This is a genomic window from Vibrio sp. D3, assembly GCF_043995865.1.
GTDB lineage: Bacteria > Pseudomonadota > Gammaproteobacteria > Enterobacterales > Vibrionaceae > Vibrio > Vibrio diabolicus.
The window spans coordinates 2,386,511-2,401,672 of sequence record NZ_CP171887.1 but is presented as its reverse complement, the minus strand read 5'-3'; the positions used below and the strand labels follow the sequence as shown (position 1 = coordinate 2,401,672).

Annotated in this window: 18 protein-coding genes; 4 read left to right on the top strand and 14 right to left on the bottom strand. The window is 44.7% G+C overall.

The features are described 5' to 3' along the window. Position 1: 1 nt before the first annotated feature. The 5 genes from ACHFJ9_RS19110 to tsaA form a co-directional block, all read right to left on the bottom strand. Positions 2-193 (bottom strand): DUF4250 domain-containing protein, encoded by a 192-nt coding sequence (locus ACHFJ9_RS19110; protein WP_012841490.1) that lies wholly within the window; start codon positions 191-193, stop codon positions 2-4. Continuing rightward, positions 193-399: a YaeP family protein gene (locus ACHFJ9_RS19105; protein WP_005391765.1), complete on the bottom strand. Its 207-nt coding sequence runs from the start codon at positions 397-399 to the stop codon at positions 193-195. Before ACHFJ9_RS19105 ends, ACHFJ9_RS19110 begins: the two co-directional genes overlap by 1 nt. A gap of 111 nt (positions 400-510) precedes the next feature. Beyond that, positions 511-1,179 (bottom strand): tellurite resistance TerB family protein, encoded by a 669-nt coding sequence (locus ACHFJ9_RS19100; protein WP_395355951.1) that lies wholly within the window; start codon positions 1,177-1,179, stop codon positions 511-513. 176 nt (positions 1,180-1,355) lie between these two features. After that, positions 1,356-3,071 (bottom strand): proline--tRNA ligase, encoded by a 1,716-nt coding sequence (locus ACHFJ9_RS19095; RefSeq protein ID WP_395355949.1) that lies wholly within the window; start codon positions 3,069-3,071, stop codon positions 1,356-1,358. Between the two features lie 111 nt (positions 3,072-3,182). After that, positions 3,183-3,878 (bottom strand): tRNA (N6-threonylcarbamoyladenosine(37)-N6)-methyltransferase TrmO, encoded by a 696-nt coding sequence (gene tsaA / locus ACHFJ9_RS19090; protein WP_109169598.1) that lies wholly within the window; start codon positions 3,876-3,878, stop codon positions 3,183-3,185. A 123-nt stretch (positions 3,879-4,001) separates the two neighbouring features. On the opposite strand from tsaA, the gene ACHFJ9_RS19085 reads away from it, so the two are divergent. From ACHFJ9_RS19085 to ACHFJ9_RS19075, 3 genes are all read left to right on the top strand, one after another. After that, positions 4,002-4,262: a type B 50S ribosomal protein L31 gene (locus tag ACHFJ9_RS19085; protein ID WP_182036623.1), complete on the top strand. Its 261-nt coding sequence runs from the start codon at positions 4,002-4,004 to the stop codon at positions 4,260-4,262. Positions 4,263-4,265: 3 nt separating this feature from the next. Then, positions 4,266-4,391: a type B 50S ribosomal protein L36 gene (gene ykgO / locus ACHFJ9_RS19080; RefSeq protein WP_395355946.1), complete on the top strand. Its 126-nt coding sequence runs from the start codon at positions 4,266-4,268 to the stop codon at positions 4,389-4,391. A 230-nt stretch (positions 4,392-4,621) separates the two neighbouring features. Next, the gene (locus ACHFJ9_RS19075; protein WP_006742541.1) at positions 4,622-6,208 is read left to right on the top strand and encodes an AbgT family transporter; all 1,587 of its coding nucleotides are present in this window, start codon (positions 4,622-4,624) and stop codon (positions 6,206-6,208) included. Between the two features lie 106 nt (positions 6,209-6,314). Here the strand turns inward: ACHFJ9_RS19075 and ACHFJ9_RS19070 are convergent, their stop codons facing one another. From ACHFJ9_RS19070 to ACHFJ9_RS19035, 8 genes are all read right to left on the bottom strand, one after another. Continuing rightward, the gene (locus ACHFJ9_RS19070) at positions 6,315-7,388 is read right to left on the bottom strand and encodes a hypothetical protein (protein WP_395355944.1); all 1,074 of its coding nucleotides are present in this window, start codon (positions 7,386-7,388) and stop codon (positions 6,315-6,317) included. Beyond that, positions 7,385-8,497, bottom strand: coding sequence for an ATP-grasp domain-containing protein (locus ACHFJ9_RS19065; protein ID WP_395355942.1), 1,113 nt, complete (start codon positions 8,495-8,497; stop codon positions 7,385-7,387). Before ACHFJ9_RS19065 ends, ACHFJ9_RS19070 begins: the two co-directional genes overlap by 4 nt. Continuing rightward, positions 8,485-9,753, bottom strand: coding sequence for a F390 synthetase-related protein (locus ACHFJ9_RS19060; RefSeq protein ID WP_395355940.1), 1,269 nt, complete (start codon positions 9,751-9,753; stop codon positions 8,485-8,487). Before ACHFJ9_RS19060 ends, ACHFJ9_RS19065 begins: the two co-directional genes overlap by 13 nt. Further along, positions 9,741-10,604, bottom strand: coding sequence for an MBL fold metallo-hydrolase (locus ACHFJ9_RS19055; protein WP_395355938.1), 864 nt, complete (start codon positions 10,602-10,604; stop codon positions 9,741-9,743). Before ACHFJ9_RS19055 ends, ACHFJ9_RS19060 begins: the two co-directional genes overlap by 13 nt. Further along, positions 10,573-11,559, bottom strand: coding sequence for an NAD-dependent epimerase/dehydratase family protein (locus tag ACHFJ9_RS19050; RefSeq protein WP_395355936.1), 987 nt, complete (start codon positions 11,557-11,559; stop codon positions 10,573-10,575). Before ACHFJ9_RS19050 ends, ACHFJ9_RS19055 begins: the two co-directional genes overlap by 32 nt. After that, positions 11,556-12,545 (bottom strand): ketoacyl-ACP synthase III, encoded by a 990-nt coding sequence (locus ACHFJ9_RS19045; RefSeq protein ID WP_395355934.1) that lies wholly within the window; start codon positions 12,543-12,545, stop codon positions 11,556-11,558. The genes ACHFJ9_RS19050 and ACHFJ9_RS19045 overlap by 4 nt, the downstream gene beginning before the upstream one ends. 194 nt (positions 12,546-12,739) lie before the next feature. Beyond that, a complete protein-coding gene (locus ACHFJ9_RS19040) occupies positions 12,740-13,189 on the bottom strand; it encodes a YaiI/YqxD family protein (protein ID WP_012841495.1) in 450 nt (149 codons plus the stop codon). Beyond that, the gene (locus tag ACHFJ9_RS19035) at positions 13,186-13,479 is read right to left on the bottom strand and encodes a hypothetical protein (RefSeq protein WP_395355932.1); all 294 of its coding nucleotides are present in this window, start codon (positions 13,477-13,479) and stop codon (positions 13,186-13,188) included. The genes ACHFJ9_RS19040 and ACHFJ9_RS19035 overlap by 4 nt, the downstream gene beginning before the upstream one ends. A gap of 934 nt (positions 13,480-14,413) precedes the next feature. Here ACHFJ9_RS19035 and ACHFJ9_RS19030 point away from each other — a divergent pair. After that, on the top strand, positions 14,414-14,899 hold the full coding sequence (locus ACHFJ9_RS19030) for a GNAT family N-acetyltransferase (RefSeq protein ID WP_080936742.1): 486 nt from the start codon (positions 14,414-14,416) through the stop codon (positions 14,897-14,899). On the opposite strand, the gene ACHFJ9_RS19025 is transcribed toward ACHFJ9_RS19030, so the two are convergent. Then, positions 14,859-15,158, bottom strand: a complete 300-nt coding sequence (locus ACHFJ9_RS19025) for a DUF3301 domain-containing protein (protein ID WP_012841498.1) — start codon at positions 15,156-15,158, stop codon at positions 14,859-14,861. The two genes, ACHFJ9_RS19030 and ACHFJ9_RS19025, sit on opposite strands and share 41 nt — an antisense overlap. Positions 15,159-15,162 lie beyond the last annotated feature (4 nt).

Genomic DNA, 15,162 nt, shown 5'->3' with positions numbered 1-15,162 from the left:
GTTAACGGAATTGTCCTGCTTCTGGAAGAAAGTCAAAACCAGCAGAAGCCAGTTTTGCTTCTAGTGCTGTGCGATCGATATCGAAGAAAGCTACCAGTTTATCTAAGTCACCACCGAAGTCGTCGCGTAGCTTCATATTTACAATACTCATGAGCATGACAGGATCCATGGATTCAAAGTTCGCTAGATTCATTACTTATCCTCAAAATCTGAAATCAGTAGGTTTGCCGCAGCAAATGCCGCTTTTTCACGCACTTCTTTAGGCAGAGACTCATCCGCCGCAACATCGTTCAGCGCTTTAACAGCACATGAAATTGCCTGAGGAATGTAAGCTTGATCGCCACTACCAATTTGAGCATAAAGCTCACGAACCAGTTCACAACAGCCGTATACTTGCATGTTTTCTTTCCACTAAATGATAACTTATCTCAATATACACACAGCAGATTTGAAACTCAAAGTGCAGAGTTGTTTTGGCTCAAGTTGAGGAGTTGCTTGAGCGAGATTTAATCACTGCATTTGTACTTCTAACTGCTGAGTGACTTCTGGTGAAAGCTGAAGCTGTTTTGCCAGTTCTTGCAAATACGCTTTTTCCATGAAGTTTTGCTCATCAGCAACAATCAAAGATGCGAGATAAATTTCTGACGCTTGTTGAGGAGAGGTCGCCTGATTAGCAATTTCAGCAGGATCGAGCGGTTTGTTTAGTTCTTGCTGAACGAGCTGACGTACGTGCTCATCTGCGCCTATATCCGCGAGGGCTTGCTCGATGTGGGCCATTTCCTCTTCATCGACATGGCCATCGGCTTTTGCGGCTCCAATCATTGCTTTTAAAATTAGTACACTGTGTTTGCTGTCATCGGGGTCAAAGGTCTCATGAACACCTTGACCGGACTGTTTGGCTTGCCAGTCGTTATAAACTTTGTAGGCTAATGCTCCAAGCGCAGCAGCGCCACCGACTTTTAATGCGCCCGAGCCTATTTTCTTGGTCATTTTTTTACTTTTCTTCGAGCCCATCAGCATGCCGATAAGGCCTCCGCCAACGGCGCCTGCTCCTAGCGTTTTCAGGCTACTTGAGTTTGATGAGGATTTGATGTTGTTAGTTTGTTTACCTAACGCATCAGCCCCTTGCTTGAGTAAGTCTGATTTGAGTGCTTGGTTTAGAAGACTTTTTAAATCCATAACTGACCTCCTTTAGATGATGAAATCAGTTTAATAGCAAGAAGCTGAACCAAAGATTAACAAAGTGAATAGATCTAAAGGGGAGTAGTAAGGTTGCCCAGTAATAAAAAAGGGCTGACCGAAGTCAACCCTTACTAATTATTTTGAAATTACTTCAAATGAGAACCGTCGAGCGCTTACTTTAGTTGAGCCTTTACGTGCTCGATAATATCAGTCATTGCGACTGGCGTTTTCTCACCAGTAGCACGGTTCTTGTATTCGAAGTTGCCTTCTTTCATTGAGCGGTCACCGATAATAATGGTATGCGGTACACCAATAAGCTCCATGTCAGAGAACATTACACCTGGGCGTTCTTTACGGTCGTCAAATAGGACTTCGATGCCCATTGCCGTTAGCTCAGCGTACAACTTCTCAGCGGCTTCTTTTACTTCTTCTGACTTGTGCATGTTCATTGGAACGATCGCAACCTGGAATGGTGCGATTGCATCTGGCCAGATGATGCCGTATTTGTCATGGTTTTGCTCAATAGCAGCCGCTACGACGCGAGTGATACCGATGCCGTAACAGCCCATTTCTAGGATGACGTTCTTACCATCAGGACCAAGTACACCACAGTTCATCGCTGCGGAGTAAGCGTTGCCAAGTTGGAAGATATGGCCAACTTCGATACCACGCTTAAGCTGGATAGTGCCTTTACCACATGGGCTTGGATCGCCTTCAACCACGTTGCGTAGGTCTTCAACTTGACCAAGCTCTGCGTCACGACCCCAGTTAATGCCGAAGTAGTGTTTGCCATCGATGTTCGCACCCGCACCGAAATCACTCATTACCGCTACGCTGCGGTCAACGATGAACGGCAGTTTAAGACCAACAGGGCCTAGAGAACCAGGACCAGCACCGATAAGCTCACGAATTTCTTCTTCAGATGCCATTTCCAGTGGAGCTGCAACCTGAGGAAGGTTCTCTGCTTTCACTTCGTTCAGCTCATGATCGCCACGAATGATAAGCGCGATGATTGGTGCATCAACTTCGTCAGACGCTTTCACAAACAAAGTTTTCACTGTTTTTTCAATTGGCAGCTCGAACAGTTCAACCAATTCAGCGATTGTTTTTGCGTTTGGCGTATCTACCAACGTCATTTCTTGCGTTGGTGCCGCTGCTTCAGAGGCTGGAGCTAGTGCTTCTGCTTTTTCGATGTTTGCCGCGTAATCTGACTCGGTAGAGAATGCGATGATGTCTTCGCCACTTTCAGCCAGTACGTGGAACTCTTGAGAGCCGCTACCACCGATAGCACCGCTATCTGCTAGTACAGGACGGTAATCCAGACCCATGCGATCGAATGCTTTGCAGTAAGCATCGTGCATTGCGTCGTATGACTTTTGTAGGCCGTCTTTATCAATGTCAAAGCTGTACGCATCCATCATTGAGAATTCACGTGAACGCATTACACCGAAGCGTGGACGACGTTCGTCACGGAATTTGGTTTGGATTTGGTACAGGTTTAGCGGAAGTTGTTTGTAAGAGCTCACTTCATTACGAACAAGGCTAGTGATCACTTCTTCAGCGGTTGGGCTAAGTACAAACGGACGAACATGACGGTCAGTAAAGCGAAGTAGCTCAGGACCCATCTTTTCGCTGCGGCCTGTCTCTTCCCATAGTTCAAACGGCTGAACAACGGGCATCAAAGTTTCGACTGCGCCTGCATTGTCGATTTCTTGACGAACGATGTTTTCGACTTTACGCAGTACACGTAGACCAGTAGGTAGCCAGGTGTATAGACCTGAAGCCAGCTTACGGATCATACCTGCACGTAGCATGAGCTGGTGGCTCACTACTTCTGCGTCGTTTGGAGTCTCCTTCAGAGTAGAAAGAAGATAATTACTGGTACGCATTAAATTTATCCGTTTATTTAAGTTAGATACTCAAGCTTGAACAAGCTGGAGTATAGGAGTTCCCGAAAGGGAAATTTATTAGCCGTCTATAATATCAGCCAATTGCGTTTGTCAAAAGCTTTCAATAGCGGTAACCGTTATTAAGTTGCTTGTTGCTGTGAACTTTACGTTCAAGTCGAACAAATTTACCGCATATTCTTTATCGTCCGGCTTGTTTTTCTTGTATGCAGGACGAGGATCTTGGGCCAGAACTTGTTCAATGACTGATCTTACATAGTCAGTATCGGATCGATTTTCTATCGTTGCTAATGCTTGAGCAGAAAAGTTGACTTGTGACTTTTCTGGTTCTTGGTCTGCGTATCCGCCTTGTGCTTCTGGAATAGAATCTGAATAGGGTATATAGGGCTTAATGTCCACAATCGGTGTGCCATCCACGAGATCAACGCTGCCTAAATCAAGATAGATTTGATCGCCTTGCTTAGTGACTCCTTTCACTTCAACGGCTGACATTCCGATTCCGTTTGGGCGGAAAGTCGAGCGTGAGGCAAAGACACCTATTCGTTCATTGCCGCCCAGTCGTGGTGGACGGACGGTTGGCTTCCAACCTGCTTCCAGATTTTGATCAAACAAAAATAACAGCCAAACGTGAGAGAACTGTTCTAGCCCACGCACTGCTTCAGGGCTATTCGCTGCGCCTAACAGTTTTACGCGTGCTTTCGCTGTTGGTACTAAGCGAGGCTGGCGCGGTACTGCAAACTTTTCTTTGTACGGTGTCTCAATGACGCCGATGGGTTCAATGGAATACATGGTGGACATCTTTAAGAATTCATTGAGATGAAAAGTATCACAAATTTCTCTTGCTTTTCTTGTTGATAATGATTATTAATTAAAACGTTATAACATAACACTTTAATTAAGAGGAAAAGTATTATGAAACCAGGAATCCACCCTGAATATCGTCCAGTGGTGTTCCACGACACCAGCGTAGATGAATGCTTCGTTGTTGGTTCTACGTTGAAAACAGAGAGAACCATCGAATGGAAAGATGGCAAAACCTATCCTTACTTTACGTTAGATGTGTCGTCAGCCTCCCATCCGTACTACACCGGTAAACAGCGAGTGGTTCAAACAGAAGGTCGTATTGCGAACTTCAACCGTCGTTTTGGTCAATTTAAGAGCGAAAAGGAATAAATCATGAAGGTAGTCAAATCATTAAAAAGTGCAAAAAGTCGTCATCCGGATTGCCAGCTCGTAAAACGAAGAGGGCGTCTATATGTCATTTGTAAGGCGAATCCGAGGTTTAAAGCAGTGCAGAAGTAATCGTTCAGCATATTTCTGGCTTATGGTTTTGTTTAATTGATAATTTTGACTTAACTGTTTTACATGGATGAAATATCTACGTTTTTGTTTGTTATTGGTTATAAAACTCTCTAATGGTCACAGTTTGTAACATTTAGGGCTTTTCTTTAACCTTCTACTCAAGTACCCTTCGCTCGCTTTTTTGACATTTTTGTCACATTTGCACAGGAATAAAAACAAGGAGGGAACAGATGAGTTCATCTGATTCAATTAAACAAAACTCGCCTAAGAAGCCGCTGTTTACGCGCTTTTTGGATACTGTCGAATATTTGGGGAACTTATTACCTCACCCGATCACACTATTTGCCATTTTCTGTTTAGCCATTCTGGTGATGTCGGGCATTGCAGGATACTTCGAAGTTTCCGTTGTAGACCCTCGTCCTGAGGGCGCAAAAGGTCGTGCCGCAGATGGCATGATTCATGTCGTCAGCTTACTTAACGCTGATGGACTCGAACTTATCGTTACTAACTTAGTGAAAAACTTTGTTGGCTTTGCACCTTTAGGCACGGTTTTGGTTGCGATGTTGGGTGTTGCTATTGCTGAGTACTCTGGTTTGCTATCTGCAGCTATGCGTGGCTTGGTCATGGGCGCATCTCAACGCATGGTAACAGTGACTGTTGTTTTCGCTGGTATCATTTCAAATACGGCATCAGAGCTGGGGTATGTGGTACTTATTCCACTGGCAGCAATGCTGTTCCATTCTCTAGGTCGTCACCCACTTGCAGGCCTCGCTGCGGCATTCGCTGGTGTATCTGGTGGTTATTCAGCAAACCTACTTATCGGTACGGTTGACCCGCTACTGTCAGGTATTACTGAAACAGCAGCGCAAATGATTGACCCAACTTACACTGTTGGTCCAGAAGTTAACTGGTACTTCATGTTTGTTTCGACGTTCTTCATTGCAATCACTGGTGCGTTTGTTACTGAAAAAATTGTTGAGCCAAAGCTTGGCAAATACAGTGAAGAAGAAGCCTCAGAAGATTTGTCGAACGACAAAATGGGCGGCTTAACAGACATTGAGAAGAAAGGTCTAAAACTAGCAGGTGTTGCTGTACTGGTTGTTTCCGCGTTGCTTGCTTGGACGGTTGTTCCAGCAGACGGCATTCTACGTTCTGATGCAGGTACAATTGCAGGTTCTCCATTCCTGAAAAGTATCGTGGCATTCATCTTTGTGTTCTTTGCTATCCCAGGCTTTGTGTTTGGTAAAGTTGTTGGCACGATGAAGACGGATCGCGATGTGATTGATGCAATGGCGAAATCTATGTCTTCTATGGGCATGTACATTGTATTGGTTTTCTTTGCTGCTCAGTTCGTTGCTTTCTTTAAATGGACTAACTTCGGTCAGGTATTTGCGGTTGCTGGTGCAAGCTTCCTGCAAGAAATTGGTTTAACTGGCCCGATGTTGTTCTTTGCCTTCATCCTCATGTGTGGCTTTATCAACCTAATGATTGGTTCGGCATCGGCACAGTGGGCAGTGACGGCACCGATTTTTGTTCCTATGTTGATGCTTGTTGGTTATGCACCGGAAACGATTCAGGCTGCTTACCGAATTGGTGACTCGACGACAAACATCATTACTCCAATGATGAGCTACTTTGGTTTGATTCTTGCTGTAGCGACTCGTTACATGAAGAACTTAGGTATCGGTACGCTGATCGCGACCATGCTACCCTACTCAATCTGCTTCATTGTAGGTTGGAGTGTGCTGTTCTACCTATGGGTATTCGTATTTGGTTTACCAGTAGGCCCTGGCGCAGCAACATACTACACACCGTAAAAAACGGTTACCTCACACAGCTCCATTATAAAAAGCCTGCGAACGTCGCAGGCTTTTTTATCGATTGAGACTGTGCACGCAGGCTTACCTGATTATAGATGTCGGTTTATAGCTGAAAACGCATCAACAAAGGGCGATAAAAGTGCTGAGTGAGCCAGCACAAGCTTTTCCAAATTACGCGTTTGTACCAAGGTAAGTGCGCAATATAAACATAGCTAAATTCAATTTCTGGCTGGGCTTTTCGGTTGCGTTTAAAAGCTGGAGCCCCTGAGCTCATATTAAAGCGACGCTGGCATATCATTGCATGGCGGATGGTATAAGCAGATATTCTTCTATACAGCGCAAAACTCTGCGGCTTATTGGTATCGTAGCCAAAAATTGGGCAAGTCATGTCGTTATCAATTTCTACTATGCCTAACGTAGCCAGCATCTCTCCTTGATAAAACAGTCCCACTAAATGCACTAAGTTATTCTGGCTAGCCTGTTTTAAATATTGGGTTGAAAACTGGATGTTATTCCGGCTGTATTTATCAAGGTAAAGCATGTCATATAACACTTTGGCGCACTGAAACTCTTCATCAGTAGCCAGAGGCTTAAACTGCCAATCTTTATCATTAAACAGCTTGAAGTCTTTTGTTAAATCTCGGTTGAAGCTGAATGCTTGCCAATCCTCAAGTAAATACACTTGTCGTGTTACCAAGCTTTGCCATTGTTGCTGTTCTAATCGCTGAATTAAGTGTGAGTACTGAAGTTGGTTGAGGGAGCGAAGCACCAAGGGAAAGGTGGGGTATTGATCGAGTGCCACGCGACGCAGTTCATCAAGGTTTAAGGATTCCCATTGTTCACTATACATATTGGTGGACAAGCACTGATTGTTGAGCGTTTGGACTTGATCCAACCCAGCCAATGATAAGATTGGTTTAGTCATATTAATAAGTAGCTTACATACCCATCGAACAGCCACATTTTTGACTTTGTAAAGCTCTTCTTCGGCGTAGCCACTAAGCAGTGTCATAGGGGACACGGCATAACAGTTGTTTGGTATTTTTGGTGTTACGGAGTAGGGAATGGCAACATCATCGATATAGTAGCAACCAAAGCTTGCTGTGCATTCATCAATAGGATTCGATTGCATAAGAGTGATAAAGGTTTGATGCCATTCTTGAGAGGAAAGTGTCATGATCGCAACGCTTCTCCATTCCACTCAATATCAACGGTAGAAGCGGCGCTCCATTTTGCCTTGTTCTGCCTAGCTAGCCGGAGTAATTCAAACACACTCCGGATTTGGCTCCCTACTGGCAAGTTATGCTGTTGCATTACATTCACTCCAGACCACCAATCTTGCCAAGTTCGAGCCTTAAATAGGGATAACCCACCTTCAGCGATGAGTGTTATTGGCCCTAAATGATGCAATCGCTGCTTGGAAGGACTGGTAAACTCCATATAAGGAAGCAGTTGATTGCATCGAGACGAGAGTAGGTGCAAACCACTGGTGGCTCTTGGGTTACATTCAATCACGTAGAGTTCATCTTGTGATTTGATGAAGTCAAACGACACTTGCCCATGATAAGTATGACGTTTACCAAAAGCTGCGATAAATGTATCTAGTCGTTCGCATGAGAGTGGCTGAAAAGCACTGGCGGCCGAGCCGTTTACACAGTATTTTGGCACATAAGCTTGGTGTGCTTTAAGGTCACCATGTTCAAAAATCGCATAGTTACACACCGGAGTCCCATGGATTTTTTGTTGCTGAACCCAAGGATAAAGTGGCGATATCGTGACGGCAGAAATAGACTGAGTAGTCACATCTCGTATGACTTGCCCGCCAAATCGAGAGTAAACTGGTTTTAGAACGGTTCTTTCATTAATTTCAACCTCACTTTTATCAGCGACCAAACGAGTTTTTGGAAGTGTAATTTCTGGCAAGCCTTGAAGCTGTTCAAAGACGGTTAACTTGTTGTGTAGGGCATTGAGCAGCGCCACATCGGGTAGAAAAAAATCTACTTCTGGACATTGCTTGGCAACATGAGCCAAGTAATACACTTCTTCACAAGTGGGTATCACCATATCAATGTGCATCTGAGTAATGATTTTTAGGATCTGCTGTTGATAGCTGGGAAACGCAAATCGAGGTGAAGCGGTGGGGATATAAGACTCGATGCCTCGCAAAAATGATCCCAGAGGCTTTTTTAGCGAATCGGTGAGAATTACTTCATGCCCATGATGCATACACATGGTTGCCCACTCTAGTGCAACTGGTGCTCGGGCTCCGGTGATTAAGACCCGCATATGTTCACCACACGTCGTTGTTTATTCATTGGCGTCCAAATAGGCGCAGGGCGGTAACTAAATCTGACAGGATCAAGCAGTAATTGGTCAAACAACTTTATCAAGGCTTGATGTATAACCCTATGGTGGTGAACATCCGCTTCAATTTGAATGGTTTGTGACCCTGTTTGGGTGATTCGGTAATCCACGCGACCTTGGGCAGATAGTGTTATAGCGCGGTAGATGAGATCTGGTAACACCGTCACTGGGACGTGGTTTGCGTTTAGTGTGAGGCGATCACCACATCGTCCGGCAATTGCGCCAAGAGGTTCAAATACACCATTATCCTGTTTATTCTCAATAATATCGTCGAGCTGATAACGAATAATTGGCTGAGTTTTACGACGAAAATCGGTAATGATTGGGCTGTAATGAGTACGTTCGGTATTCAGCCAATGTTTTTCGATGTAAACAACATCTTGATTCCAGCGCATTTGTCCATGCTGATCAGTACATGCAAGAAAACCTTCAGTACATTGATAGACTTCATGGAGTTCGCTGTCGAACCGTTGAGAAATATAGTGACGGTCACTCTCGGTTAGAACCTCTGCCCCAGAAATGATCCGCTGTGGTTGAATTGCGGGTTGACCAAATTGACCGCTGAACTGGGCGCAGAGCTGAAGAGCTTGCGCACTACCAACCAAAAGCGTGGGTTGGAACTCATCCAGCTCTTTTATCCATTCTTGGTAAGGTTTGGTTAAATCGGCATAAAAGAATGTGACAGGCCCTTTCGCGACGGATTTATACAGTGGGCTGTTGGCTCGCAAGGCTAGTGCAATTCGGTGCTTTTGCCATAGGTTGGGCAAAAGGCGAGCCAATATATTGCCGGCCCACAGTTGTGTTTCCTGCTTGTCAGCAAGAAACAGCCCGCGCATGCCTGATGTGCCCGAAGAAAGCCCAACCGTAACATCACCAACTTTCGAAGCGGCAAAGTTGCGTGACTGCTCTGCTTTGAGTGCCTGCTGCATTAACTGTTCAGCATCTAAGCCCTTCGTATTTAACTCTGAAAGGTTCTCCATCATGGTTTGCTTATTCATGATAGGGAAATCACTGAGTGGTGCACCTTGAAAAGAGCGGTAATACGGTGAATGACGGCATACCCAATCCAAGTGTTGCGTTAAGTGTTGTTGCTGCCATGTTTCGACTTGTTCCCTTGAGCCGAAAGGGCGGTAGCGGGTTCGCCAGAATTCTGAGATAAGCGTTCTCACTTCATCCATCCTTCTTTGATTAGCTGCTGGATAGTTTCCTGACAGTGTGAAGGTACGAAGCGAACAACGTGGTGGGTTCGTTGGTAGCAACTTCTCAACTCGGAGAGGGTGTTTTTATAGGCTTTTGTGTCATCGCAAAGCATGTTCGCCAGCCAATGCTGATCGATATTTTCACTCAAGCTCTCGATTAACCAGCATGCATCGGCGAGTAAGAACAGCCAACTTTGGTCTCTTTTAACCAGCAAGCCCACTTGGCCAGCTGCATGGCCTGGCAAGCTAACCATATAAATAAGTCCATCGTCGAACATGTCTTTACAGAGCAAGTTAACCCCTTGGCACTGAGGAAGAATTTGGCTGATTGGCACAGAAAAATCACCATGAATGATGAAGTTAGATTCAAGCTGTGGAGGGAGTAGAGCTTTTAGGTAGCCTTTTCTTACGCCTCCAATTCGACCACTTTTAGTAATTGCATCCACCCCTTTTTGTTGGCAATGCAATTGAGAGTGGGAAAACTCAGACACGGCAGCAATGTGATCGGCATGGAAGTGGGAGAGCACTAAATGCTCAATATCATGAGGTTTGAGATTTTCTTTTGCTAACTGCGCAATAATCCCATGTTCTTGTTGATAGCGGCAAGGTGTTGTCCAAGCATAAAAGCGTTCAGGGAAGGGACGAGTCGCGCTAAAAAAGTGCTCGTGATATCCCGTATCAAACAGGATGTTGCCTTGTGTTGGGTGCTGAATTAACGCAACGGCTGCCGGAAATGCTCTAGGCTTGATACCAGAACCTGGTTTGACAACAAAGCCTGGGTGTACGCAGTGTCCAGCCTCAAAGATTTTTATTTTTAGACCAGTTTGCATACTGCTGTATTCCTTCTTGAATTGAAAAAAGCGGTTGGTAATTCAGTGTTTGTTTCGCCTTGCTGATATCCAGAGTTTGATGATAGTTAAACAATCCTGCGCTGTATGAGGTGAGCCTTGGTTCTGGCTGATGTGGTAAGTGCCTTCGTATTTGCTCACTGAGCTTTAATAATGGTGATACCACACCGTATGGTAATGATTGTAAAGTTACTTTTAGGTTTAACCCCTCACATAAAGCTTGCAGAACAGTCTCAATTGGCATTGGTTCGTTGTTGGAAATGTTGAACACATCACCATGCTGAAGTCGGTCTGCCTGAGTGCAAGCGAGCATCGCCGCATGGGCAACGTTGTCGACATAAGTTAGATCAACCACTGGGTTTCTACCCGATGGCAGAAGCAGAGTGTTGTTTTTTATCGCCTTAAGCACTCTTGGGATAATCGCGCGATCGTTGGGACCAAAAATGCCACGCGGTCTTAAAATGATCGCTTTGCTTTGGCCTTTTACGGCTTCAAGTTCAGATAGGTATTTGGTGTGTGCGTAATCATTACACCAGTGTGAAGCAATGGCGTCGGTTTCTCTAATATTCCAACGGTCTTGGTGGTCAAAATAGACGCTGGTGGAGGAAATATGAATAAAACGCGATATTTGATGCGAATTAGCCGCACTGACGAGGTTTTTGGTGGCATCTACATTGGCTTGATAAAACGCCTGCCACTTTCCCCATGGGCTTGAGAGAGCGGCACAATGGATGATTGCATCCATACCTTGGCATACCGCATGAACTGCTGAGTGGTCTCTTAAATCGACTATATGTGGGATAACATCGAATTGCTCGGCGAGTTGTTTAGCGATGACTGTGTTTCGTGCTGTAAAATGCAGTTCATGCTGCTGGTGAAACATTCTTAGAATTGCGCTACCCAACATCCCACTGCCGCCAGTGACTAATATCTTCATAGTTTTAGCACTCCCATCCCTAGTGACAACCCTGCGGCGGTGCCAGCTAATAACACATGTTTTCCTGCTGTTTCTGGTTGATTACGCAGCCAGTGTAAGTTAATCGGGAGTGAGGCTGCGACTTGGTTTCCCAAAGTCGAAAAGTGATTAACTGTTTTCTCGGTTGGTAACCCGGTGAGTGAGGGCAGTTTTTTTAATCCGTGCGCACTGGCTTGATGCGGAAGAAAATAATCAATATCGCCGAGTGTTACCGGAGAGGCGTCAAAGCCTTTTTTTAGAAACGCTGGTAAGGTTTTACGCACATGTTTAAACAGTGCTTTGCCTTCCATCTCAAACTGGCAGCTTTTTAAATAGGTTTGATGCTCTGAGGTATGAGGGTTGACATGGCTACCTCCGCCCTTTATTTGACAAAATGAATATCCGGTATGATGCGTTTCAAAGTGACTGGTGAGTAATCCATCACCGTTTTGTTCTTCGAGCAAAAACGCGGCGGCACCGTCGGCGAATAAGGTTGCAACTTCTGGTCTGAGCGTGAGATTTCGATTCAGTGTGATGCCAGTGGCGAGCTCACTGGTAACAATGAGAATCCGACGGTATCGTTTTGCGAAGAATAGACTCTGAGCAAGATCAAGCGCAGAAAGAAATGATAAACAGGTGCTGTTCAAATCAAAGCTTTCTAGCCATGTTGGAGCGTCTAACGCGGCGAGAACCGCTGAGGCATCGTAGGGCAGAGACTGGTGGTGAGTGCCGCTGGCGTAGATAAGGAGATCAATGGAGCCCAAGGTATATATGTTTCCTAAACACTGCTCTATCGCCTGCACCGCCATATAAATAGCGGTCTCTTTTATATTGGCTACATGACGATATTCAACGTCGAATTTATTTCGGCAGGTCCCTGGCGCCAATTTTAGGAAGCGATCCATCTCTCGATCTGACCATTGATTCGTTGGCAGGTAGCTTCCACTAGAAACGATGTTAAAGCCCATTATTCTCTATACAGTTATTAAAAACGTCGTTCAAAATAAACCACGTTGCATATTGAAGCTATGGCGAGCGAGATGAAAAATAAACAGAACAAAACAAATGGGAGTAAGAGCACGCTTTGGGTGCAATGCTGAAAATGAATTTTCAGGAATGAGCCAGGCTTTGATTTGCTGGCTCAATATGAATAGAGTGAGGATTACTTCCTAAATTTAGCCAAAATACGATCTAAATGGTTCGCAAATTCGCGGCGATCGGTTTGGGAAAGCGCAGCGGGACCACCAGTCTGAATTCCGCTTGAACGCATGGTTTCCATGAAGTCGCGGATATTTAGACGCGCTTTGATGGTGTCTTTCGTATAAAGCTCGCCACGTGAACTGAGGGCTTGAGCGCCTTTAGAGATGACCTCATCTGCAAGCGGAATGTCTGATGTGATCACCAAATCGTTGGCCTCCACACGCTTAACGATTTCGTTGTCAGCGATGTCAAATCCAGCTGGAACTTGCAGCGAGTGGATGTTGTCTCTTTTGGGCACCGGGACAACGTGGTTGGCGACAAACGTACATTCAATCCCTGTGCGTTCGGCGGCACGCACAATGGTTTCGCGGATGACTTTCGGACATGCGTCTGCATCTACCCATAACTTCATAATGACTTCTCACTTAGCTTGGCTTCTAGCTCTTCAATGCGAGCGACTAGTTTTTTCACCGTGCTTTCTAGCGCTGCAAGACGATCATTATCGGTATGCGCTTGCGCTGCGACTTCAACCTTGGGAACACGCTGAGCACTTTTCCAACTTTTTATTGCGGTGATTAATGCAGGCATTGGGACGGGCGTTTTCAAGCGTGCTTTCACTAACGCTACGGTTGGTTCTTTTCCTTGTTGTTGCAGTTGTTCCATTACCGCTTCTAATTCTTTAGTAACGTCTTGAGTTAACATTTTTAATCCTTAACAACGATATATCTATCATCATACGTTGAGTCCCCTAATTTGGCGAATAGCAATTTGGAATGTGTGGTGTGAGAGATCTCTTACATGGGTTGTGAGAGAAAACGATTTCGTGAGCGGAAAAATAGAAATTACAAACATCAAGTTATTGATAAATAATGATTTAACAACTATTTAACCAATGTGGCGTATAAATATTTATCTAGTATAGATTGTCAATTTTTAGGAAAGGCGTAAATTGAGAGTTGTCAGCAGGAAGCAGACATGGAACAGGAAAGCACCAAGGATTTGGTTATCGTCAGGAAGACGATTTGGTTGGTCAGGATGATTAATCAAGCATGGAGCGTAGGACATTGTAAGGACACTATCATCAATAGGATGTTGATGACTAAGGATAGACAATGGACCCCTCTAGGATAGAGGTTATGGACAGCGTCAGGAAGATGCAAGGGACACCGCTCAAGGAACAAGTGATGTGTGCTAACGGGGAATGTTAGCTATCAGGATGATAAGGACACCGCTAGGACGGCGACGTAAGGAATAAGCTGACGGAATCAGCCACTATTATGGATGATGCATGGAGCACTTTTAGTAGCCGGACTGCTGCGAGTAAGACCATGACCCCGATACTTATGTGTCGGGGTCTTTCTTATATAAAAAGATACCTAGTCGTTCTCGTTGAATTAAGCACCTAGAGGTGGCTTGGGTATATCAATATCACAAAATTTATAAATTCCTAATAACACTTAATAAAAAACAATCCAGATCAATATCCTTTCCAATCAGTTGGTTTAACTTTCGGCTTCTCTACAAGGTGTTATGCCCCGCAGCTATTGAGCATATTCAAGCTCATCGAGTTTGTGATCTGCGGATAAATAAAGTTTGTTGTAATCAAGGAACAGATGTGGCCATAGTAACCAGAAGAATGCTTCTTCTACCCTACAATGAGTCGTTGCAACTAGAGTTCGTCATGCTGAATTGCTGTGCGAAAAACCGTGCTGAAATGAACGGTCCGTATACTGTCGCGTCTGCCAAACAGATGTTTGAGAAAATACTGGATGATGAAAATATTTATAGTATGGCGGTGCTAGAAAGCACCAGTCGTGACTATATGGGGCACGTGTTCATTTCCCATCTCGATTCCGAGCCTGAGTTAGGGTTTATTTTTGATAAATCTTATTGGGGTAAAGGGTTAGCGACAGAAGCTCTAAAAGCGTTTTTCCCCAAGGCGTGCCGTGAACTGGGGCTACATAAGGTGAAAGCTAACGTGAATAGCAACCATCAAGCTTCTATGGCGGTGCTGAAAAAACTGGGATTTGTTGAAACAAAAGAAAGTAAGGATCTATATGGTCCTTACTTTGAAATGGAATTTACAAGCGATGCGGTGGTAGGTGAAAGTTCTGCGGCCTGAAACCGACCATGGTTAACTCCCCTTGGTAGCAATCGTCACCAAGAGATGAAAACTCAAATTGATACACCGTATGCCAACGCCAGACTCCGTCTGGCGTTTTTAGTTTATGGGCACCAAAGGCGATGCTGATTAATTGGAGATCCAATTGCTCACATTTACGCGTGATTGCCACTTTTGCGAGTTCGGCTTGACGACGTTGTTGCCAAAACAGATAACAGAAAAAGCATAGCCCTAAAATTGCTAAAAGATCACCAATCATCCCT

Coding starts and splice junctions, on each gene's coding strand:
- ACHFJ9_RS19110 (WP_012841490.1), bottom strand. CDS start 193: ATGAATCTAGCGAACTTTGAATCCATGGATCCTGTCATGCTCATGAGT.
- ACHFJ9_RS19105 (WP_005391765.1), bottom strand. CDS start 399: ATGCAAGTATACGGCTGTTGTGAACTGGTTCGTGAGCTTTATGCTCAA.
- ACHFJ9_RS19100 (WP_395355951.1), bottom strand. CDS start 1,179: ATGGATTTAAAAAGTCTTCTAAACCAAGCACTCAAATCAGACTTACTC.
- ACHFJ9_RS19095 (WP_395355949.1), bottom strand. CDS start 3,071: ATGCGTACCAGTAATTATCTTCTTTCTACTCTGAAGGAGACTCCAAAC.
- tsaA (WP_109169598.1), bottom strand. CDS start 3,878: ATGTATTCCATTGAACCCATCGGCGTCATTGAGACACCGTACAAAGAA.
- ACHFJ9_RS19085 (WP_182036623.1), top strand. CDS start 4,002: ATGAAACCAGGAATCCACCCTGAATATCGTCCAGTGGTGTTCCACGAC.
- ykgO (WP_395355946.1), top strand. CDS start 4,266: ATGAAGGTAGTCAAATCATTAAAAAGTGCAAAAAGTCGTCATCCGGAT.
- ACHFJ9_RS19075 (WP_006742541.1), top strand. CDS start 4,622: ATGAGTTCATCTGATTCAATTAAACAAAACTCGCCTAAGAAGCCGCTG.
- ACHFJ9_RS19070 (WP_395355944.1), bottom strand. CDS start 7,388: ATGACACTTTCCTCTCAAGAATGGCATCAAACCTTTATCACTCTTATG.
- ACHFJ9_RS19065 (WP_395355942.1), bottom strand. CDS start 8,497: ATGCGGGTCTTAATCACCGGAGCCCGAGCACCAGTTGCACTAGAGTGG.
- ACHFJ9_RS19060 (WP_395355940.1), bottom strand. CDS start 9,753: ATGGATGAAGTGAGAACGCTTATCTCAGAATTCTGGCGAACCCGCTAC.
- ACHFJ9_RS19055 (WP_395355938.1), bottom strand. CDS start 10,604: ATGCAAACTGGTCTAAAAATAAAAATCTTTGAGGCTGGACACTGCGTA.
- ACHFJ9_RS19050 (WP_395355936.1), bottom strand. CDS start 11,559: ATGAAGATATTAGTCACTGGCGGCAGTGGGATGTTGGGTAGCGCAATT.
- ACHFJ9_RS19045 (WP_395355934.1), bottom strand. CDS start 12,545: ATGGGCTTTAACATCGTTTCTAGTGGAAGCTACCTGCCAACGAATCAA.
- ACHFJ9_RS19040 (WP_012841495.1), bottom strand. CDS start 13,189: ATGAAGTTATGGGTAGATGCAGACGCATGTCCGAAAGTCATCCGCGAA.
- ACHFJ9_RS19035 (WP_395355932.1), bottom strand. CDS start 13,479: ATGTTAACTCAAGACGTTACTAAAGAATTAGAAGCGGTAATGGAACAA.
- ACHFJ9_RS19030 (WP_080936742.1), top strand. CDS start 14,414: ATGCTTCTTCTACCCTACAATGAGTCGTTGCAACTAGAGTTCGTCATG.
- ACHFJ9_RS19025 (WP_012841498.1), bottom strand. CDS start 15,158: ATGATTGGTGATCTTTTAGCAATTTTAGGGCTATGCTTTTTCTGTTAT.